Annotated in this window: 21 protein-coding genes; 12 read left to right on the top strand and 9 right to left on the bottom strand. The window is 50.8% G+C overall.

Features of this window, described 5'->3' with window-relative positions:
- Positions 1 to 182, bottom strand: a 182-nt coding sequence (locus tag C3F13_04060; GenBank protein ID PWB55850.1) for an AAA family ATPase, incomplete at its 3' end; no start/stop codon positions are given.
- Positions 183 to 364: 182 nt separating this feature from the next.
- Between C3F13_04060 and C3F13_04055 the strand changes: the two genes are divergently transcribed.
- From C3F13_04055 to C3F13_04040, 4 genes are all read left to right on the top strand, one after another.
- Positions 365 to 874: a hypothetical protein gene (locus tag C3F13_04055; GenBank protein PWB55849.1), complete on the top strand. Its 510-nt coding sequence runs from the start codon at positions 365 to 367 to the stop codon at positions 872 to 874.
- A 141-nt stretch (positions 875 to 1,015) separates the two neighbouring features.
- Positions 1,016 to 1,345 carry a hypothetical protein gene (locus tag C3F13_04050; GenBank protein ID PWB55848.1) on the top strand — a complete coding sequence of 110 codons (330 nt, stop codon included), beginning with the start codon at positions 1,016 to 1,018 and terminating at the stop codon, positions 1,343 to 1,345.
- Positions 1,346 to 1,360: 15 nt separating this feature from the next.
- Positions 1,361 to 2,341 (top strand): aldo/keto reductase, encoded by a 981-nt coding sequence (locus tag C3F13_04045; protein PWB55847.1) that lies wholly within the window; start codon positions 1,361 to 1,363, stop codon positions 2,339 to 2,341.
- A gap of 62 nt (positions 2,342 to 2,403) precedes the next feature.
- Complete coding sequence (locus C3F13_04040; protein ID PWB55846.1) at positions 2,404 to 3,198, top strand: hypothetical protein; 795 nt, start codon at positions 2,404 to 2,406, stop codon at positions 3,196 to 3,198.
- Between the two features lie 208 nt (positions 3,199 to 3,406).
- Here C3F13_04040 and C3F13_04035 read toward each other — a convergent pair whose 3' ends face one another.
- Positions 3,407 to 3,832, bottom strand: coding sequence for a hypothetical protein (locus C3F13_04035; protein ID PWB55845.1), 426 nt, complete (start codon positions 3,830 to 3,832; stop codon positions 3,407 to 3,409).
- A gap of 2 nt (positions 3,833 to 3,834) precedes the next feature.
- Between C3F13_04035 and C3F13_04030 the strand changes: the two genes are divergently transcribed.
- The 5 genes from C3F13_04030 to C3F13_04010 all read left to right on the top strand — a co-directional run bounded on the left by C3F13_04030 (position 3,835) and on the right by C3F13_04010 (position 8,310).
- Positions 3,835 to 4,032: a hypothetical protein gene (locus C3F13_04030; GenBank protein PWB55844.1), complete on the top strand. Its 198-nt coding sequence runs from the start codon at positions 3,835 to 3,837 to the stop codon at positions 4,030 to 4,032.
- Positions 4,033 to 4,314: 282 nt separating this feature from the next.
- The gene (locus C3F13_04025; protein ID PWB55843.1) at positions 4,315 to 4,647 is read left to right on the top strand and encodes a hypothetical protein; all 333 of its coding nucleotides are present in this window, start codon (positions 4,315 to 4,317) and stop codon (positions 4,645 to 4,647) included.
- A gap of 217 nt (positions 4,648 to 4,864) precedes the next feature.
- Positions 4,865 to 5,707: a hypothetical protein gene (locus C3F13_04020; protein ID PWB55842.1), complete on the top strand. Its 843-nt coding sequence runs from the start codon at positions 4,865 to 4,867 to the stop codon at positions 5,705 to 5,707.
- A 27-nt stretch (positions 5,708 to 5,734) separates the two neighbouring features.
- On the top strand, positions 5,735 to 6,652 hold the full coding sequence (locus C3F13_04015) for a hypothetical protein (protein PWB55841.1): 918 nt from the start codon (positions 5,735 to 5,737) through the stop codon (positions 6,650 to 6,652).
- 17 nt (positions 6,653 to 6,669) lie between these two features.
- On the top strand, positions 6,670 to 8,310 hold the full coding sequence (locus C3F13_04010) for a hypothetical protein (GenBank protein PWB55840.1): 1,641 nt from the start codon (positions 6,670 to 6,672) through the stop codon (positions 8,308 to 8,310).
- A 2-nt stretch (positions 8,311 to 8,312) separates the two neighbouring features.
- Here C3F13_04010 and C3F13_04005 read toward each other — a convergent pair whose 3' ends face one another.
- The 7 genes from C3F13_04005 to C3F13_03975 form a co-directional block, all read right to left on the bottom strand.
- Positions 8,313 to 8,834: a hypothetical protein gene (locus C3F13_04005; protein ID PWB55839.1), complete on the bottom strand. Its 522-nt coding sequence runs from the start codon at positions 8,832 to 8,834 to the stop codon at positions 8,313 to 8,315.
- The gene (locus C3F13_04000) at positions 8,831 to 10,117 is read right to left on the bottom strand and encodes a Ni/Fe hydrogenase subunit alpha (protein ID PWB55838.1); all 1,287 of its coding nucleotides are present in this window, start codon (positions 10,115 to 10,117) and stop codon (positions 8,831 to 8,833) included. Before C3F13_04000 ends, C3F13_04005 begins: the two co-directional genes overlap by 4 nt.
- The gene (locus C3F13_03995; GenBank protein PWB55837.1) at positions 10,114 to 10,914 is read right to left on the bottom strand and encodes an oxidoreductase; all 801 of its coding nucleotides are present in this window, start codon (positions 10,912 to 10,914) and stop codon (positions 10,114 to 10,116) included. The genes C3F13_04000 and C3F13_03995 overlap by 4 nt, the downstream gene beginning before the upstream one ends.
- A complete protein-coding gene (locus C3F13_03990; GenBank protein ID PWB55836.1) occupies positions 10,914 to 11,780 on the bottom strand; it encodes a Ni/Fe hydrogenase subunit gamma in 867 nt (288 codons plus the stop codon). The genes C3F13_03995 and C3F13_03990 overlap by 1 nt, the downstream gene beginning before the upstream one ends.
- Positions 11,777 to 12,907, bottom strand: a complete 1,131-nt coding sequence (locus tag C3F13_03985) for a sulfite reductase subunit A (protein PWB55835.1) — start codon at positions 12,905 to 12,907, stop codon at positions 11,777 to 11,779. The genes C3F13_03990 and C3F13_03985 overlap by 4 nt, the downstream gene beginning before the upstream one ends.
- Before the next feature lies 1 nt (position 12,908).
- On the bottom strand, positions 12,909 to 13,397 hold the full coding sequence (locus tag C3F13_03980; GenBank protein ID PWB55834.1) for a Crp/Fnr family transcriptional regulator: 489 nt from the start codon (positions 13,395 to 13,397) through the stop codon (positions 12,909 to 12,911).
- Between the two features lie 230 nt (positions 13,398 to 13,627).
- Positions 13,628 to 14,932, bottom strand: a complete 1,305-nt coding sequence (locus C3F13_03975; GenBank protein PWB55833.1) for an isocitrate dehydrogenase (NADP(+)) — start codon at positions 14,930 to 14,932, stop codon at positions 13,628 to 13,630.
- Positions 14,933 to 15,095: 163 nt separating this feature from the next.
- Here C3F13_03975 and C3F13_03970 point away from each other — a divergent pair, with 163 nt between their 5' ends.
- From C3F13_03970 to C3F13_03960, 3 genes are all read left to right on the top strand, one after another.
- Positions 15,096 to 18,023 carry an ATPase gene (locus C3F13_03970; protein ID PWB55832.1) on the top strand — a complete coding sequence of 976 codons (2,928 nt, stop codon included), beginning with the start codon at positions 15,096 to 15,098 and terminating at the stop codon, positions 18,021 to 18,023.
- A gap of 379 nt (positions 18,024 to 18,402) precedes the next feature.
- Positions 18,403 to 19,584, top strand: coding sequence for a hypothetical protein (locus C3F13_03965; GenBank protein ID PWB55831.1), 1,182 nt, complete (start codon positions 18,403 to 18,405; stop codon positions 19,582 to 19,584).
- Entirely contained in the window at positions 19,581 to 20,177 is a 597-nt protein-coding gene (locus C3F13_03960) for a hypothetical protein (GenBank protein ID PWB55830.1), read from the top strand. The genes C3F13_03965 and C3F13_03960 overlap by 4 nt, the downstream gene beginning before the upstream one ends.
- Positions 20,178 to 20,222: the final 45 nt, after the last annotated feature.

Below are 20,222 nucleotides of genomic sequence, written 5' to 3'. Positions count from 1 at the left end.
GGTCCCCACAGGATGATGGAAGAGAACAGTCGATCGGCTTCGATGGCCCGGCGAAAGAGCTTACCGGGGCCGAGGATATCTTCCTGGCCGACGAATTCTTCTAGAGAGCGAGGGCGCATACGGGCTGCCAGCGGCGCTTCGGTTTGCATGCGTTGTTCATGGGCATGGGTGAAGAGATCCATGCGGGTAATTATACTCGTGTCATCGTGTTTATTAATTTTGTCCCCTTAGGCCGTCAAAGCATAATAACAATTCACTGGTTAATTCTGTACCGAAAAAAGTCAGCAATGTTCCCGTAGACGTAATAAAATAACTGTAAGCAGATCTATTATTTAACTAATCTAGATTAACTATTGGAGATACAATGACTCCTTTTGGTCATATTGGCGGGGGTGTGGTGGTGGGGTGTCTGGCTGAGAAGCTCATCCTTAAAGGCCAGCTCTCCCCTGCCAAAGTAGGGATCATGGTATTGCTGAGCATCTTGCCAGACCTGGATAGCTCACTGGCAGTTTTATTCAAGATGTGGCGGCCAGGCCAAGAGAAGCTCAATCACCATGATTATTTCAGTCACACCCCAATCTTCTATCTCCTCTTGTCAGTTGTAATCTGGCTCATTGGGGGTACAGAAATGGGCGTCCTATTTCTACTGATCACTTTCACTCACCTCCTCCTGGATAGCTGGGCGACGGATGATGGGATCATGTGGCTCTGGCCAATCAAGCGGGAAAAGTACAGCATATTTCCCAGCAATCTGCATGAGGGTGGACTTTATGGGACCAGGTATTACCTTCGATATGTTGGAAAACTGCAGGTATCGATCCCGGAAGCGGTCCTTTTTGTGGCAGGAGTGCTTTTGGTGATCTTCTGGGTGTAATTCCTGCGAAATGGTCGTATAGCTGGTAACGCTCGTCATCATCCTTTAGAACCACTTTGGCTTCTGGCGCGACAGCCGTGCTAAAATAATGCCACACTAAAAACATCTAACCTGGTCATCAATGTTCTATGGAGAGTATGAATGGATATAAAAAACATTCCATTCGGGACAACCGATTGGTCGAAAATCGAAGCTACCCAGCATCCTGGTGAGCGCGGAATGGCATACTGGCGAACCCAGCAATTTGACAAAATCCGCGTTCGATTGGTTGAGTACACTCCTGGCTATCTGGCTGACCATTGGTGTAAAAAAGGGCACATCTTGTTCTGCCTGGAAGGTGAGCTGCACACTGAGCTGGCAGATGGGCGAAAATTCGTTTTAACCCCGGGCACAAGCTACCAGGTGGCGGATAATGCCGAACCGCATCGTTCGTCAACTGAGACTGGCGTAAAACTTTTCATCGTAGATTGATGTGGAGGTGGATTAATGGAATATCGCGAATTAGGACGGACCGGTTGGAAGGTCTCAGCGTGTAGTTTTGGTGCCTGGGCAATCGGTGCTGATTGGGGAACGGTGGATGATAAAGAATCGGAAGCAGCATTAAACCAGGCGATTGATCTAGGTGTCAACTTTTTCGACACTGCGGATGTATATGGAGATGGGCGGAGCGAGCGTTTGATCGCACGGCTTAAAAAGCGTAACCCCCACATCCACGTGGCTACCAAAGCGGGTCGCAGGTTGAACCCACACACTGCTCAAGGCTACAACCGAAATAACCTGACGGCATTTGTTGAACGCTCCTTAAAGAACCTTGAAACCGATGCTATCGACCTGCTCCAGCTGCATTGCCCTCCCAACCAGGTGTACTATACGCCGGAAGTCTTCGGTGTGCTGGATGACCTGGTTAAGTCGGGAAAATTACGCTACTATGGGGTGAGTGTGGAAAAAGTAGAGGAAGGGCTGAAAGCCATTGAGTATCCCAATGTGCAAAGCGTACAAATTATCTTCAATATGTTCCGCCAGCGCCCGGCTGAACTGTTCTTTGCGCAAGTAAAAAAGAATAAGATAGGGATTCTGGCTCGCGTGCCTCTGGCCTCAGGATTGTTGACTGGCAGGTTAACACCCGATACTCGCTTTGAGGGAAATGACCACCGCCAGTACAACCGCCATGGCGAGGCGTTCGACCGTGGCGAGACATTTTCAGGGGTGGATTATGATGTGGGTTTACAAGCTGTTGAGGCATTAAAAGCCATCTGCCCTCCTGGGATGAGCCTGACGCAATTTGCTTTGCGCTGGATTCTGATGTTTGATGCCGTCACGTGTGCTATTCCAGGGGCGAAGAATCAAGCCCAGGTGGATGAGAACTTCAAGGTTTCAGATCTCCCTCCTATACCAGACGATAAGATGGCTCAGGTGGCAGCTGTTTATGACCGGTATATTCGTAGACTTGTGCATTATTACTGGTAAGCGTGAGCACTGATGCGTGGAAGATTAGTAGACTTTCAGATCCAGGGTATTTTTTGGAAAGGATGAATATGACAGAAGATGTGATCGACTTAATGATGAATCGTAAATCGATCCGCAAGTATACAGACCAGATGCCTTCCGATGAAGTAGTGGAGGCTGTGGTGCGGGCCGGGCAGCAGGCACCCTTTGCTGCCCAATTGTGCAGCTTGTTGCTCACCCGTGGGAAGGGAATACCGTTTAAAGCGCCATTATTATTTACCATCTGTGTAGACCTGCACCGTATGGAGCTGATCATGGGAAAACGCAACTGGAAAATGGTCACCAATGACCTGTCCATGCTGTTCTTCGGTATCCAGGATGCATCATTAATGGCAGAGAATTTGGTGATTGCTGCGGAAAGGTTCGGGATGGGCAGTTGTTTTTTAGGCGCCGCACCATATATGGCTGACAAGATTGCCAGGCAGTATAAGCTACCACCGCGTGTTTTTCCCCTGGTCCAGCTTGTAATGGGCTATCCAGCCGAAAATCCACCCCCACGGCCTCGGTATCCTGTTTCCTTTTTCCTCTTCGAAGATAAATATCCCGAATTCAGTGAAGAAGAGATCACAGATGCAATGAAGCAAATGGACGAGGGATATCTGGCACAGGATTATTATCGTAAGCCAAAGATTAAGATCCGCCTGGAGCCTGGACGGGAAGAAACTTTTACCTATGACGACTACAGCTGGACAGAACACATCTCGCGTAAGTGGGGACAATGGTATAAATCTCCGGAAGAGTTGCTGACGCAATTGTCCAAACGAGGATTTAAGATCGAAACAGTCGATGAAGGTAATCTTGTGGGTGGCAAGGAGTGACGGATTTATCGTGTGATTGACGGGTGGATCAGGATTAAATGGACTGAGCGTGGAACTGCCCTCCACGCTCAGTGTCTCCCCCAGTAATTGGCATTTATTGTTCCATCCTAAAATGCCAGATAGCTTCTACTTGATTCTGTGTGTGGCAACTCCCACACTGCATGGGTACATTCCGATTATTCTGCGGCAGATTATGCTGTGATCGACCTCATAAAAGATCAGCCAGTGAAACTGGATCGCTCTCATCCAAAAAAATCTGCGCTGCAGATCCAACCACATCTGTGGTAACGGCCATTTGGTTATGGCAATAGCTACAGGAAGGTGGGCTAGCAAAAAAAACGCGGGTAAAGTCTCCGAATTCGGTCATTCTGCCATGGCAGCTTGTGCAACAGATATCCATCATACGCATAACATCGCGTGTAACAGCTGATTGCGGATTGGGGTGGCAGTAGAGACAGGTGTTTTCTGAAAGCTGGTTACCCACTTGCATGTCACCATGAAAGGTATATATTGCACCCGAAAGGCCCGCCTGGTTGGTGTGGTTTTCCATCACTCCCAACACTGGCTGAGATGTTGTGAAAACCAGCAATATGGTGCAACCTAGAACCAAAATCCTTAGCAGAGCTTTAATCACTTTTGATCCCATTCCGAATCCCTCTCGCTGCAGATTGCAATGATTGGGTCATCCAGATTTCCACCTGTGATGATTGGATTTTGAATTTTAACCGCTTGCCCACCATCTCTCGTGTAAATTTACCAATACGCTTTCAACCAGTTAAGCCCTCCGTATTCGAACGCACTCTCCTGCAGATCCCCGAACCGGAAGCAGAGTAATATTTGACTGTTAGCCTATTTCCCTCCCAAAAATTACTAATGGATTAATTAATTACATTCTAGACAAGATTTCGCACGATAACATTTGAAATAATTAGTAATAATTGGTGCTTTTACAATTTAATCAAGCTAAGGCCAGTATCATTCCTATTTCATCTCAGAAAAATTCAGTTTAGCCGGATTGATAATGATGTCTCCTCCATTAACAAGAGAAATGTTAAAATCAAGGGTAAAATACCTTCATTACCGGTGCACATCAATAAAAATGTAAGAGGTATTACGATGTTTGAACAGCGCAGAAGAATTTTTCCGTGGATCATCATTGTAGGGGGGGTGTTACTGCTTCTCGCAGGTATGATAGCATTGTTCCATAATCAGCCGGGTGCTGTCGAAGCCACGCCTACGCCTGCTTCCGCTGCACAAGTCCAACGAGTTTCACTTGCTGATGCCAAATCGGCTTTTGATGATGGGAAGGCAGTGTTTTTGGATGTTCGGGATGGCGATACATATGTGAGCGGGCATATCCCAGGTGCAGTATCCATCCCCATCTCTGAGCTACCTGATCGCATGGATGAGCTGAACCCGAAATCTTGGATCATTCCCTACTGTACCTGATTTGCGGAAGAATCGAGTGCCGGTGCGGCGCTCTACCTGATCCAGAGCGGCTTCACGAATGTAACCCCAATCCTTGGAGGGTATACTGCCTGGGTAGAAGCTGGCTATCCGGTTGAAACAGGGCAGTAAAGGCTAGCTATGTTCTGAATGGCATCTTCCATGCATACATGGGAAAAGCTTTTGTTGTTGATGTTATGTTTTCTTTGGTGAGGAGTGGATGAGGCAGGCTAAGCGCTTATTCTATATTGTTCTGCTTAACATCATCATTTCGGCTGTCACTATTATTGCTGTTCTTCAATGGTGGGAGAGGCGCCATCCAAGCTTGCCAATCGAGGTTACACCCGTAGTTATCGTAATCACGCCTACCCAATCGGACATCCTTCCCGTGCTAACAAATAATCTTCGCTCCAACCAGGATATGGCAACTGATTCGGGCGTGCCAATCACCGGGACCATTAAGGCTACACCTACATTTGGCTTACTCAGCTACCAGGTAAAGGAAGGCGATTTCCTTGGTGCTTTGGCCATCCAGTTTAATGTGAGCGTAGCGGATATCCTGGCGGTGAATGGATTGTCTGACCCCAACAGCTTGTATATCGGCCAGATTATTTATATTCCCAATGCATCACTACCAACAGCAACCGCCACCAGCCTGCCACCTACTCCAGTGCTTTCACCAACACCGCGGCCGTCGGCAACTACAACCCCGCGACCCAGTGCAACCGCTACTCCGACCCAGCTTGGTCAGGAACCAAACATGGTGATAGATAAGGTGGTGGGGGCGGGTGTTCTAGAGACTGAGCGGGTGCAGTTGGTTCGTAGTGGGGTTGGTGAACTCTCCCTTGCAGGATGGCATCTTGAGGATGGGAAAGGGTATAAGTATACATTTCCCGATCTCACGCTGTACACAGGTAGCGCGATCAACCTCAACACACGGGCTGGCCAGGATACCGTTATTGATCTTTTTTGGGGATTAAATTCTACGATCTGGAAATCGGGTAAGATAGTTTACCTCTATGATGCTCAAAATGAGCTGCGTGCGAATTATTCAATCCCTTAATATGAATTAACCAGTTGGGAGTAGTCCATGAGCCGACATAAGACGTTGTGTATTGTCAATCCGAGTGCGGATAAGGGTCATGCCTGGCGCACGGTGGTAGCCTTGCATCCGCTGGTTGAACAATTTGGCGGAGCGGATTGGGCTGGAACCGTATACCCGATGCATGCTGTACATATTGCGCAACAAGCCGCCGAGGCGGGTTATGGGCTGGTGATTGCTGCGGGTGGAGATGGCACTGTCCATGAGGTGATCAACGGCCTGATGCAGATACAGGCGGACCAAAGACCTTCTCTGGGCATTATCCCGTTGGGTTCGGGAAACGATTTTGCGCACTCCATGGGGATTCGTGGGACACCAGCTGAAGCGTTGAAACGTGTATTTACAGGTGAGCATAAGCTCATGGATGTTGGTCGATTTGACATCGGGCAGGGAGAACCGCAATATTTTAGCAATACTTTCGGGATGGGTTTTGATGCCACGGTAACCATCCGCACCCAGCGGCTCACCTGGGTACGGGGGTTCTTGATGTATTTTGTGGCTGTGTTGCAAACAATCGCAGTGAACCTCGATGCTCCAAGGATGCACATAGAAGCTGATGGGCAAGCCTGGGAGGAAAAGACAATCATGATTGTAGCCTGTAACGGTCCGCGTGAGGGAGGCGGTTTCGCAGTTGCCCCACAGGCAGTTGTCACCGACGGCATGCTTGACTATGCCTCTGTGGTTCAGGTTTCAAGGTTGATGATGCTGCGCTTGATTCCTGAGGTGATGAACGGCACGCACGGGCGATTTAAGCAGGTCAGGTTAGGCCAATTTCACCACCTGCAGTTGCAATCAGAACAACCGCTCACTATCCATGCTGATGGTGAAGTCATTTGTGGGTTTGACTCGAGCACCAGAAATGTGAAGATCGAAGTCGTTCCACAGGCGATCGATCTAATTTCTTGATTTTTAAGCGGTACAGTATGCCAACCTTATCTGAAAGCCTGCAGGGCCGCGACCTAGGTCACCTCCAGATCATTGCGAACCTATGGGATATTGAGCTGACCGAGCAGGATCCACGGCGAGCTATCCGACAAATTGCCACATTAATGGTCAATGCCTCTGTTGTGGATAGGATGTGCAACAATCTACCAGACCAGGCTAAGGTGGCACTAAATGATTTGATCCAGCATAATGGGCGATTAGCATGGGCACAGTTCTCCCGCCTGTACGGAGAGGTGCGTGAGATGGGTTCAGCAAGGCGTGACCGTGAGCAGCCTTATGAACAAGACCCCTCGATCACTGAGATGTTATGGTATCGAGCTCTGATCGGAAGAGCTTTTTTTGACTCTCCGGCTGGTGTGGACGAATTTGCCTTTATTCCGGATGACTTGATTAAGGTCATCCCTACACCAGCAGGGATGGATGAGCCAACGATCGCCCGTCTAGCTGCAGCCCAGGACTATGCAAATATATGCTTTGCAAGTGACCGCTTGTTGGATCAAAGCTGCACACTACTGGCAGCCTTGCGAGTGGGGATGAGTATCCTGGACAGATATGGCTTCCTGGGCGGAGAAATTCTTACCACTAAATTCCTTACTGCTCTGCTTGATTCGGCTGATTTACTCGATAAAGCAGGCGGGCCTGCTCCCGAACCTGTGCGCCTGTTCCTGGAAGCTAAACGCGGAGATGCGCTGCTTCAGCTATATAAAGCCTGGAAACAGAGCAAGGCGATCAACGAACTATCACTCTTGCCGGGTTTGGTGGTTGAAGGCAACTGGCAGAATGACCCCGTTGGGACCCGCAGAGTGGTCCTAGACCTGCTACAAAAACTGGCAGGGGATACCTGGTGGAGCCTGGGATCATTCATTTCCCTTATCAAGCAACATAATCCAGATTTCCAACGTCCGGCAGGGGATTACGATTCCTGGTTCATCCGGGTGGAATCAGGCGACGAGTATCTGCGGGGTTTCGAGCATTGGGACGATGTGGATGGGCGCTTGATCCGATATATCCTTACTGGACCTTTATATTGGTTGGGTATATTGGAGCTGGGCAGCCACGAAGAAGGTGGAGAAGTAACGGCATTCCGCCTTTCCACATGGTCTAAAGCCTTGTTGATAGAAGCGGCTCCAAAAAGGTTGCCCTTGGAAGATGAAGCATTGGTGGTTCGCTCTGATGCCCGGGTGAGTGCCAGGCGGCTGGTTCCACGACGGGTACGCTACCAGCTGGCCCGTTTTTGCGTTTGGGAAAAAGAAACGCCTGAAGAACATATTTATCGTATCACCCCAGCATCTTTACAGAAGGCGCGCAAGCAGGGACTCAGTGTAAACCAACTGGTCAGCCTGCTTAACCACCATGCCAAGGTGGTACCACCCAGTCTGATAAAAGCATTAGCGCGATGGGAGCAACACGGCAGTGAAGCTCGTCTGGAAGAAATGGTTGTTCTACGGGTGGATTCGGAAGAAGTGATTCAAGCTTTGCGTAAATCGCGCGCCAGCCGGTTCCTGGGTGAAACAGTTGGGCCGACCACCATCGCCATTAAACCAGGGGCAGTGGATAAGGTATTGGGTGCGCTGGCAGAATTAGGATACCTGGGGGAGAACCGTGTGGCTGGTGAGTAAATTCAAGCCTGATCCAACGCTTCACTAACAAGTTGTTCGATCAGTCGGGCAGCTTCCAAAAGCGATTGTTCAACTTGCGGACTCAGGTTTTCACCAAGTTTGATCTGACCCGCTTCGATCCCGATCAAGATAATCTTGCGAGGAAGTTGTTCCGATACTGTACTGCGCCCAAGGGTGAGAGTCTCGGCAACACCCCAGCCGTGGGCTGACCTGGACCCTGACGAAAACTGGTCGAGCTGACCTTCGGTGATTTGGAGGATCGTCCCAGGTATTGAACCACTTCTGACAGCATCCACCAGAATGGCAGACTGGTAACCTTCCAACAGGCTGAGCAGACTTATCCCAGGAAGCTCGGCCAGCTCCATCCTGACCGCTGGTCGGATCAACTTTTCCTGATAAGTTGCATACCATAAGCGCACCGCGGCTAAGCCTGCGCCATCGTCGCCGCGCAAGCTTTGGCCGACACCAATAACAACGATGGTACCGGCTTCAGATCTTCCGGTACCATCGTCAGGCAGGTTCATTCGTAATCAATCTTGAGGTTCAAAAAGTGTGTGGCGCACGAAATACACGGGTCATAAGAGCGGAGCAAGTGCTCGAATGAAATTGAAGCCTGCTCCTGAGGTTGTTTGACCACGTTGGGAGCGAGCGCCCACAGGTCAGCTTCCATTTGGGCAAAGTTCTGCGCAGTTGGGGGAGTGATGCGGGCAAAGCGGATAAGGCCTTGCTCATCTACCACGTAGCGGTGGTAGAGCAGACCACGTGGAGCCTCCGATACACCATAACCTTCGCCAGGACGCACCTTAAATTCTTTGAAACTTGGCCCTGTAGGAGCGTATTCTTTGGCAAGCTGGACAGCAAGATCGGTGGTGTGGACCAGCTCTATGGCGCGTGCCAGTAGCCCTTTATAGGGGTTACGCAACGGCAATTTTAAACCAATCTCTTTGGCAGCTTGGCGTGCAATGGGACGCAACTGCTTGAAATTCAGGTTGATGCGTGCCAGAGGTCCGACAAAGTAGGTCGTGTTTTCAGCAGTATGGCTATGCAGGGCATTGGAATGCGGAACATGGGTTTCGAGGTAGAACTTCTCGAATTCTTCAGGTGATGTGCGCCGGCCGGTAGTTGACACGATATAACCATCGTAAATGGAATATTCCTCCAGACGGCTGAGGGCCACAAACTCGTAATCCTGCTCAAATTCAGGGTACTTCAACGTGGCAGCCCATTTGACTGTCTCGATCGAGGCCTCCCTGGCCCACTCCAGCTCGGAGACGAGGGCGTGAATGGCTTCGACGGTAGGCCAGCGGTAGAAACCACCCACACAGGTATTTACTGGGTGTACCGAGCGTCCACCAATTGCTTTTAGTAAATCATTGCCAATCTTTTTAAGGCGCAGAGCTCTTTTAACGATGTCGGGTGCATCAGCAGCCAGGCTGATGGCACTCTCATAACCCACCAGATCAGGTGCCTGCAGCATATAAATATGGAGTGCATGGCTCTCGATATACTCTGCGCAGTAGAGCAATTGGCGCAGTAGGCGTACTTCAGGGCTAATCGTCACCTGCAGAGCAGCTTCCAACGCCTGCACAGAGCTCATCTGGTAAGCCACCGGACATATCCCGCAGATACGGGCGGTGATATCGGGTACATCCTGGAAATATCTACCCAGCAGGAAACCTTCGAAGAAGCGTGGCGGTTCATAGATATTCAGGACGATTTCATTTACCGCCCCATCCTTTAAACGGATGGTCAGCGCTCCTTCACCTTCCACGCGTGCCAGGGCAGGGATGTGAATATCTTGATTCATTTTTTGCCTCCTGTCGTCTCGGAAGGTACTGCGGGTAATAGATCTACCGCCTGGCGGAAAGCCGGTGCGTTGTTGCTGATGTTTAATAGCAAGCCCTTCACTTCACCAGGATGGCGTTCTACATAATTCATCGACGCTAGAACGGTTTTCAGGTCGGTATGGGGGGCAGGACCGAAGCAACCGTAACAACCACGGCCATTTGATGGGCAAAGCACGCCACACCCAGTGCGGGTGCCAGGTCCGAGGCAAGGCATGCCATAAGCGACCATCACACACACAACGCCCTTGCGTTTGCAGTCCAGACAAATACTGTGACTGGGAAGATTAGGTCGCCTTTTTTGAAGGAAGGCTTGAATCACTTCGACCAGCTGATATTTATTTACAGGACAACCCCATAGCTCATAATCGACCTTGACATGCTCAGCAATTGGGGTGGAGGTGGGCAGGCTGTGCAGGTATTCCGGATGTTCATATACTTTGAGGGCCAGGTCATCCAGGCTGGCAGTGTTACGCAAAGCCTGGATGCCACCTGATGTGGCGCATGCACCGATTGCCACCAGGGTTTTGCATTGTTTGCGGATCTCCTGGATGCGCTCGGCTTCATGCGGGGTGGATACTGAGCCCTCAACCAAGGCGATGTCGTATGGCCCTGGCAGGGTCTGGCGGCGGGCTTCCAGGAAATAAGCCAGCTCAACAACGCCAACCAGGTCAAGCAGCTCATCTTCGAGATTCAAGAGACTAAGCTGGCAGCCATCGCAGGAAGAGAATTTATAGACAGCAACTGTAGGTTTTGCCATTAGAACTCCTCCACATTGACATAAGGCTGCAGCTTATCGAAGCTGAATACTGGGCCGTCTCTGCACACAAAGTAAGGCCCAATCTGGCAATGGCCGCAGGAACCCAAACCGCACTTCATATTCCGTTCGAGTGAGACAAAGATACGATCGGATGGTACACGGCGGGCTAGGGCTTCAAAGATGACGAAGCGGATCATGATCTCGGGGCCGCAAGTCAGGATGACCGTATTACGTGGGTCGAGGCGAGTATTATAGAACAGGATGGGAACTACACCGACACGACCTTGCCATGCATCATCACCTCGGTCAACGGTCACTTGGAGCTCGATGCCAGCATTTTCCCAGGTCTTGTACTCGCGGGTGAACTGGAGATCGTTGGGAGTACGGGCTCCATAGAGCACGATCACCTTGCCGAAATCATGCCTGTGATTGAGAATATAATACAACACCGGGCGGATGGGAGGCAGGCCAATCCCACCTGCGGCCACTACAACATCACGGCCGATGAAATCTTCCATGGGCCACCAACTACCAAACGGCCCGCGTATGCCTAAAATATCTCCCACATTCATTCGGCTGATCGTAGAAGTGACATTGCCCACAGCACGGATAGTGTGACCGATGCGCTGCGAATCTTCAAAATCCGAGCTGATTGAAATTGCAGCTTCACCTAACCCAGGGACAGAAACCATATTAAATTGGCCGGCCTTGAAGTGAAATCCCTCGCGAAGTGCGGGATCGAGGAACTTCAACCATAAGGTAGACACTGCAGGAGCTTCATGAACTATCTCGCTGATCTCAGCCCAGTATGGTTGCATGGGGGCAGTTGGAGAGATCGCGTGGGGTTGGCCAATGGTATTGATCATGCCTGAACCTCCTCGCGGAGCGCCTTGAGCTCAGCGGTCACATCAATCTTTGCGGGGCACCAGGTGATACAGCGCCCACATCCCACGCAACCTGAGGTGCCAAATTGAGCATACCACGAGCCAAATTTATGAGTCAGCCATTGGCGGTAGCGCGAGCGGGTATTTGGACGGGAATTGCCTCCTACAATGTAGGAATATTCGGGGTTGAAGCACGAGTCCCATAATCTCTCCCGCTGGGCAGTCTGTCCGGTCAGGTCAGCTGAATCACGCGTGTCCCAGCAGAAACAGGTCGGGCAAACCTGGGTGCAGCTGGTGCACGACATGCAGCGGGTGGCTACATCATCCCATTGGTGTGCATCCAGGTTATTGAGCAACAAGTCGGGTAGCTGCTCTGGGTTGGGTAGGCTGCGCCCCATTTTTAGGGTGGCCTCATCCAGGGTTTTCTGACCAGCCTGCAACCAGAAGGCGCTGGTGGGAAGCACCGGCATGCCTTCCATGACCATTCGCCCTGCTTCTGAACCGATATCTATGATAAAAACGTCTTCAAGCTCAGTCAGATTCAGGTCATAACCGGGATTGGTTTTCGGACCGGTCCCCATCGATGCGCAGAAACCTGTCCCACAGGGATGGAGACAGTTCACAGATAAGATAAATGCAGATTGCCGGCGGGACCAATAGACCGGGTCTTTCCATTCTTCCCGCAGGAAAACCTTATCCTGCACCTGAATGGCGGCCAGGTCGCAAGGAAAGACGCCAATCAAGGCCAGAGGAGTCAGATCACGGGTTTGTTCTTCGATCTGCCAGTGTCCTTTTTCATCGCGAGCATATTTGGCTAATTCGGTTAGGGGTGGGAAGAAAAATTGTTTCAGCGATTGTGCACCTGGTGTAGCGTCAAAGTAGCGGGGATGCCCGGTGTAGACCAGCCGATATGTGGCGTTATCCTGCTGGCTGGAATAACCCTTCGGTAAATCCTGGGCACTTTTAAGGGGCTTGTAAACGATGGCAGCGTCCTGGATCTGGGGTCCGATAACCTGATAACCCATCGCAGCTAATTTTTCCACCAGCTTTTCAAGCCCAGTCTTTGGCAAGGCTGTTTTCGAGCCTACAGTGACTAATATTTCTGCCATACTATTCCTCTTGGGGTTCGACAGGGTTGGCGAACATATCCAGCAGCTGGAGGCGGGTGGTCATCAGACGACCGGCAACCACATTAGACAATCGACGCATCACATAATACCCAAAATCATGGTCTTCATCACACAGCCGGCGCAGCTCAGCGGCATCAAATGCTACCAGCCGGCTGGGCAGGACAGCGCGTGCCCCGGCAGTGCGTTGGCGAACCACAGGGGTCACGCTCGACCAGCCTACTTCATCCATTGCATCTGCGGTGAGGATGCGCATCCGCCCGCGACCTGGCACACTGATCTCGATGGCTACCCGGCCTTCCAATACGACATATAGGAAATCCTCCTTATCCCCTTCATGGAAGATCACCTGGCCAGGCTCAAATTTACATACTTTTGCAATGCCGACCATTTTTTCGAAATGCTCCTCGGTCATCACCTGGAACCAGGGGATAGCCTGGAGAGCCTTAATCAGTTCCTGCGAATTGGTCATGATCGATTCACTCCTTCTCAGATAGACGCGAAAACCAGGAGGAATGATTATCTACCTCCCGGAGGCATTATTGCGTCTATTTTCACAAATATTCACCAATTTGTCAGGTGTATTTGGTCATCAAGAGGTCGAGCAGAATGTCACACAAGGATGTGAGCTTATATAGGCAGAACAACCTATCTATACTTTATTCGGAAAGAAATCTTGGCAGTCGCGTTCTCTGTTGGTCTTTAATCTGACATGTGCCTAATAACTGCATCACCAAATTCGGAGCATTTCAGCAAAGTGGCCCCTTCCATCAGGCGGTGAAAGTCATAGGTGACAGTTTTTGCAGAAATGGCACCTTCCATGCCTTTGATGATCAAGTCAGCGGCATCCTTCCAACCCAAGTAGCGGAACATCATCTCACCTGATAGAATGACTGAGCCAGGGTTGACAACATCCTTGTCGGCGTACTTAGGGGCTGTACCATGAGTCGCTTCGAAAACCGCATGCCCGGTGGCATAATTGATATTGCCGCCTGGGGCGATGCCAATCCCACCCACCTGGGCGGCCAGAGCATCTGAAAGGTAATCGCCATTAAGATTCATCGTCGCTACAACATCAAATTCGCGTGCCCGTAGGAGAGTTTGCTGGAAAACATTATCAGCTATAAAATCCTTGACCAGCAGCTTACCTTTTTGGCACTCTTCATCCTGCTCCTGTTTTGCTGCTTCCTCACCCTTCTCGTTTTTGGTCTGCTCCCATTGTGCCCAGGTATAAACCTGATCTTTAAATTCGGTTAAGGCCAGCTCATATCCCCAGCTGCGAAAAGCGCCTTCTGTGTATTTCATGATATTTCCCTTATGCACCATTGTGATAGAAGTGCGCTTATTTTCGAGCGCCCAATGGATGGCAGCGCGCATCAACCTGAATGTACCTTCCTTCGATACGGGTTTAATGCCAATCCCCACCGTATTGGGAAAACGTAGCTTTTCATATTCAGCAGGGAAATTTTCCTTTAATAAACGCATGAATTTCCTATTCTCTTCTGTCCCGTATTCGAACTCGATCCCAGTATAAATATCCTCAGTGTTCTCACGGAAAATGACCATATCCACAAACTCCGGATGGAGAACAGGGGATGGGACGCCTTTAAAGTAGCGTACTGGCCGCTGGCAAACGTACAAATCAAGGGCTTTACGCAGGGCAACATTGAGCGAGCGGATGCCTCCTCCAACCGGCGTTGTTAGAGGACCTTTGATGCCCACCAAGAACTCCGTAAAAGCCTGGACCGTTTCGTCAGGCAGCCATGAGCCAAACCCTTTGAATGCTTTCTCACCAGCAAAGACTTCCATCCACGCTACTTTCCGCTGACCGTTATACGCTAACCGGACGGATGCATCAAAGACTCGTTGTGAAGCGCGCCAGATATCCCTTCCAGTACCATCTCCCTCAACGAAAGGCACGATAGGATGATCAGGCACAATTAACTTTCCCCCAGAAATATTGATCTTGTCGCCATTTTTTGGCACCTGAATTGTTTGATAGGTCATGTCTGTTCTCCTTTGATGATTATCACCATTGAGGGGAAAACCTGAGGTTATCTGTGGTTTTGCTCCCCGTTCATCGTTTATAAATTTTATCACCCTTCATAACCTCTGCTATAATTCCTGTGCCTTGGGGAGTCCCAATCGCTAACATATCTGGGAGAGTATGATGACAAACCTAAAACCAACTTCTTCAACCGATAACCAGGCACAAATCAACTGGCACGCCCTGACTTCGGAACAAACTATTAAACAGCTCGCTACGCCACCGGATACTGGTTTGTCATCTGTCGAAGCTGGCAATCGGTTAGAGAGTTACGGCCCAAACCAGCTCACTGAAGCTCCAGGCACCACCTTTTGGCAGATGTTGATTGATCAATTTAATAATTTTGTGGTCATTATGCTGATCGTCGCGGCTGGTATTTCGGCCTTACTTGGTGATTACGTAGAAGCAGGTGCTATTTTGATCATCGTGATCTTGAACGCCACCCTGGGAGTGGTCCAGGAGCGACGCGCCGAGCAGGCCTTAGCCGCGCTGAAGAAATTGGCTGCGCCCGATGCAAAAGTCCTCAGGGATGGGGAGCGGAAATCAGTGCCATCCAACCAGCTCGTACCAGGGGATATCGTCTTGCTGGAGGCCGGGAATTATGTCCCAGCGGATATCCGTCTACTGGAAGCGGCCAATCTGCGGATAGAAGAAGCTGCCCTAACCGGGGAATCGGTCCCGGTGCAAAAGGATGCGAATATTCACCTTGAGGCGGATATCCCCCTGGGAGACCGGAAAAATACAACCTTTATGGGTACCCTCGTATCATACGGACGCGGGCGTGGGGTTGTAGTCAGCACTGGCATGCGCACGCAAATTGGTTTGATCGCGGAGATGCTGCAAGCGGTAGAGAACGAGCCCACCCCGCTGCAAAAACGGTTGGATGGATTGGGGAAGATGCTGGGTTGGGCCACCTTGGGGATCTGTGCACTCGTGTTTGCCGTATCGATCGTACGATTCACTGATCTCAGTTTAATCACAGCTCCTGATGGAGGGTGGCTGGTTTACCTGAACTCTGCCAAACAGGAAATCGTCAACCTATTCATGCTCGCCGTAGGGCTGGCAATTGCAGCCGTACCGGAAGGCCTGCCAGCCGTGGTGACGATCAGTCTGGCACTAGGGATGCGCGAGATGGTTCAGCGCCATGCCTTGATCCGCAAGCTATCATCAGTGGAGACTCTTGGCTCAACCACCGTGATTTGTTCTGATAAAACCGGTACCCTGACCCAAAACGAGATGACCCTCACCCGCATCTGGGTAGATGGGCGATACCTGTCCATTACTGGCAAGGGGCGCTCACTGAGTGGTGAATTTTTAGAGAATGGTAAACCGGTAATGCTAGAAGCTTTCCCGGCTGTGCGTACTGCGCTGTGGGTGGGAGCTTTGAACAACGACTCTGAGTTGACCATCTCGGGTGAAGTCGGGGAAGAGCAGACTTACCGGATGACGGGCGATCCCACCGAAGGCGCGCTGGTGGTGGCAGCTGCCAAAGCTGGGACACTACCCCGGCCTTTAAACCATGCCTATCCCCGCGTTCAAGAAGTGCCATTTGATTCGGAACGCAAACGCATGATCACCATCCACCAGGTAAGTGAATCCAGCCCGGAGGATTTCTCCCCCTTCTACAAGCACGAGACAAGCGGTTACGTGGTGGCAAGTAAAGGAGCCCCAGACGTAGTGCTTGATTTGTGCACACACTACCAGCTCACAGACGACAGCCATGCGCCATTAACAGAAGAACAACGCATGCGCATCCTGAACGCCAATGACCAGATGACCCAAGAAGCACTGCGTGTGCTGGGTGTGGCATATAAGGTGAGCAAGGAGATGCCCGATGTCACTGACCTGGAAAAACTCGAAGACGGGATGATCTTCGTTGGGCTGGTAGGTATGATCGACCCACCCCGCCCGGAGGTGACGCCTGCCCTGGCGAAGGCAGCCAAAGCTGGCATCCGCACTATCATGATCACGGGTGATTTTGCCAACACCGCCAGGGCGATTGCTGAAGCCATTGGCTTGCTAAAACCTGGTCACCAGGTGTTAAGTGCAGCCGAGCTGGATGCCTTGAGTGATGATGAGCTCAAGCAGCAGGTGGAATATACTGATGTGTTTGCACGCGTTTCGCCCGAGCACAAGCTGCGTATCGTGGAAGCTCTGCGGGAAGACAACGAAGTGGTAGCCATGACCGGCGATGGAGTGAACGACAGCCCTTCCATCAAGCGGGCCAATATCGGTGTGGCAATGGGCATCACCGGGACAGATGTGGCCAAGGAAAGTGCCGATATGGTGCTGACAGACGATAACTATGCCAGCATTGTTGCAGCCGTGGAACAAGGCCGTATCATTTACGATAACATTCGCAAGTTCGTGTTCTTTCTGTTATCGTCCAATGTGGCTGAGATTATGATCATATTTCTGGCAACCCTGGCAGGTTTACCTGCGCCACTAACGGTGATTCAACTGCTGTGGCTGAACCTGCTCACTGATGGTGCACCTGCGCTGGCCCTGGCCATGGAAAAAGGCGACCCGGCAATCATGGAACGCAAGCCGCGCCCACCATCAGAACCGATTATCAATAAACGCATGCAGTGGGGTATCGGTGTCCAGACTGTTGCTCAAACCGGAGTGGTACTGGCAGCATTCGTGATTGGCCTGGCATGGCACCTTGAAGTGGGGGCAGTGATTCCTGCCGGCGATAATCCTTTATTGTATATCTTGCAGCATAATTGGCGCGGGGTGGATGTACAGGTGGCAGAAACCATGGCATTTGCGACTTTAAGCCTCTGCGAGCTGTTCCGTGCATATACGGTGCGTTCTGAGACTCAATCCATTTTCAGGATTGGCGTATTTTCCAACAAGTATATGCAGTACGCAGTGGGATTGTCCATTCTGCTCTTGATCTTCGTGGTAGGCGTTCCTTTCATGCAGCCAATCTTCAATACGCATTTCCCGAGCCCGCGTGAATGGGGAGTGATCATCCTGCTTTCCCTGGTACCGGCAATAGCTGAGGAAATCACCAAGGCTTTTTTGCGTATGAGGGAAAAGCGATAGAGCGCTGGTGGAAAGTTCCTTGTTCGCAGAAAAAAGCTTCTTCACCGGCGCCATAGGAGGTTAATCACCTAAAACACCATCTCGAGAAAATTGGGTGTCGGAGTGGTTGGTTTGCGGATCCAAAAAACGGATTGAGTGTTCCTACTCATCCTGCAGGATGTCATCTACCTAAGTGTCGCGAATTAAAAATCCATCGTGGTGGCATTAACGGTGTTGCCCTGACGAATAGAACTGTAACAGGATGAACCATCGAGATAAGTACCGCCAAATACTCTAACTTGCTGCTTACGGCTATTCATTCGCGTTATCATTACAAACTGTCATCTTGTATAATATACCTGCGAATTGATTGACAAGGATACCCGAGCAAGGATGAGCCATGGCGCTAGATTTCCTTCAGGTAAGCCAACAGGTAAAGCAGATGGGGGAGCAGGCACTCGGCCACCAGCAAGATTTAAAAAACAAACTGGTCGAATCAAGGGCATTACTGCATGAGAGAGCCAATGATTTACTCCAGTTGCAACAAAAAGTGGATGAAGTAGTTAGCCGGTACGACCAGACACTACGATGTGCGGTGCCGGTTAGAGAACCGCTCAATACACACTCTCCCCTTCCATCTATGCCAGAGCAGGTCTCATTAATCGCTGCCGATGGATCACAAATTTTTGCCGACAGGCATGCAGAAGTGGATTACTGCCTAGTCAATACGGGGGCCATCTGGATGCGTTCCGGCTCGTCTGACGCCCCGCAAACGAGTATCCAAAGCAGGCTGATCTATGCTGATGAGCTGGAAGGTATGTCGGATGACAGATTGAGCTTGCAGCGCGATCTGGCGGAACGAACCAGGCTTTTGGTGATAGCTGGACAACTGGCAAAACCGGTGATCACCCTGACTGATGGCCCCTTGGAGTTATGGACCACGACGCTTGAAGAAGGCAGGGTGACGGGAGAATTCAAGAAATCCCTGGATATCTACCTGGACGTTTTACGCGAGCTGTGTGAAATTGATGCTTCGGTTGCAGGGTACGTGGATAAACCAGGTGCGGATCTGTTGGTGCGTCTGCTGGAAGTGGCTCGGGCAGAACCTGGTGATTTTCCACAAATGCGTAATTTTCACCCTTTCAAAGGTGTGACAGATCGAGAGCTACTTGAGGAAATATTGCTTCCGGGTGAGCGCTCAGCGGTCTTTGCCGTCCAGTCACGCTCCTCCCAAGCATATAAAGATGAATTAAAGCTGCACCTCTTTTATCTAAACGTAGGGAATGAAGCACATCCCACCTTGGCACGGATCGAAATCCCAGCTTGGGTAGCCGAAGATTCGGTGAAACTTGATAGCTTGCATGCAGTGCTGGTGAGTCAGGCCAGGATGATTGGGGCACGCGCCTATCCCTACCTGCTTCACCGGGCACACGAGACGGCAGTAGTCAGCCTGGAAGACCGGGAACAGGTGACGCAGATGATCGTGAACGAGCTACGCAGGAGAGGGTTGGATGTGGCAGGGGCTTCGGCTAAGCAGATCAACAAGGATGCGGCTGGAAAACGGACGAGGTACGGAGAATGAGACTATTGGAAATTGGACGACTTTTACGGGCAGGCACAACTGGGTTCGTTGTTGGCTGCCAGGTGGCACAGATCGATGCGCCTTCGTTTGGAGCACTCGTGCGGGTGGCATTGGATGGCGATTACCAGGTGTATGGATTAATCCATGATATCCATATTGATGACGATGGCTTGGTGAGACAGCTGGTGACGGCAGGGAATGTGGATGAGGCTGTCATCGCCGATAACCGCATAAACCGCAATGTGCCACTCGAGCTATCGGTCTTGACGGTCGGATACCAGTTGGACGGGAAGATATCCCACCTGCTGCCGCCTCGTCCGCCGCTCAGCCTGGATGTAATATCCCTGTGCTCAACCGCCGAGATTCGGCAATTTACCAGTGCAGGCAGGTTTGGATATTTCAGGCATGTGCTGAGGTCTGTGGACCTGCCGGTGGGCGAGCTGTTGGCGGCGCACATCAAGCAGGCGGCGATGGCGCAGACAGAAGCTGGTAATACGGAGTGGAAGAACCAGGCTACCCAGGAGCTGATCACCTTGCTGCGGGATGATTATGTGACATTAATGAGTGTTCTGGGTGCCCTTGGGGATATTTAAAATAATTAACCACAAAGGACAGGAAGGACACATAGGCGATTATTG

It is taken from the genome of Anaerolineales bacterium (genome assembly GCA_003105035.1).
Classification (GTDB): Bacteria; Chloroflexota; Anaerolineae; order Anaerolineales; family UBA4823; genus FEB-25.
This window is presented reverse-complemented; position numbering and strand designations above follow the sequence as displayed.

Coding starts and splice junctions, on each gene's coding strand:
- C3F13_04010 (PWB55840.1), top strand. CDS start 6,670: ATGCCAACCTTATCTGAAAGCCTGCAGGGCCGCGACCTAGGTCACCTC.
- C3F13_04055 (PWB55849.1), top strand. CDS start 365: ATGACTCCTTTTGGTCATATTGGCGGGGGTGTGGTGGTGGGGTGTCTG.
- C3F13_03995 (PWB55837.1), bottom strand. CDS start 10,914: ATGGCAAAACCTACAGTTGCTGTCTATAAATTCTCTTCCTGCGATGGC.
- C3F13_04045 (PWB55847.1), top strand. CDS start 1,361: ATGGAATATCGCGAATTAGGACGGACCGGTTGGAAGGTCTCAGCGTGT.
- C3F13_03965 (PWB55831.1), top strand. CDS start 18,403: ATGGCGCTAGATTTCCTTCAGGTAAGCCAACAGGTAAAGCAGATGGGG.
- C3F13_03985 (PWB55835.1), bottom strand. CDS start 12,907: ATGGCAGAAATATTAGTCACTGTAGGCTCGAAAACAGCCTTGCCAAAG.
- C3F13_04015 (PWB55841.1), top strand. CDS start 5,735: ATGAGCCGACATAAGACGTTGTGTATTGTCAATCCGAGTGCGGATAAG.
- C3F13_04050 (PWB55848.1), top strand. CDS start 1,016: ATGGATATAAAAAACATTCCATTCGGGACAACCGATTGGTCGAAAATC.
- C3F13_03980 (PWB55834.1), bottom strand. CDS start 13,397: ATGACCAATTCGCAGGAACTGATTAAGGCTCTCCAGGCTATCCCCTGG.
- C3F13_04040 (PWB55846.1), top strand. CDS start 2,404: ATGAATATGACAGAAGATGTGATCGACTTAATGATGAATCGTAAATCG.
- C3F13_04000 (PWB55838.1), bottom strand. CDS start 10,117: ATGAATCAAGATATTCACATCCCTGCCCTGGCACGCGTGGAAGGTGAA.
- C3F13_03975 (PWB55833.1), bottom strand. CDS start 14,932: ATGACCTATCAAACAATTCAGGTGCCAAAAAATGGCGACAAGATCAAT.
- C3F13_04020 (PWB55842.1), top strand. CDS start 4,865: ATGAGGCAGGCTAAGCGCTTATTCTATATTGTTCTGCTTAACATCATC.
- C3F13_04005 (PWB55839.1), bottom strand. CDS start 8,834: ATGAACCTGCCTGACGATGGTACCGGAAGATCTGAAGCCGGTACCATC.
- C3F13_03970 (PWB55832.1), top strand. CDS start 15,096: ATGACAAACCTAAAACCAACTTCTTCAACCGATAACCAGGCACAAATC.
- C3F13_04025 (PWB55843.1), top strand. CDS start 4,315: ATGTTTGAACAGCGCAGAAGAATTTTTCCGTGGATCATCATTGTAGGG.
- C3F13_03960 (PWB55830.1), top strand. CDS start 19,581: ATGAGACTATTGGAAATTGGACGACTTTTACGGGCAGGCACAACTGGG.
- C3F13_03990 (PWB55836.1), bottom strand. CDS start 11,780: ATGATCAATACCATTGGCCAACCCCACGCGATCTCTCCAACTGCCCCC.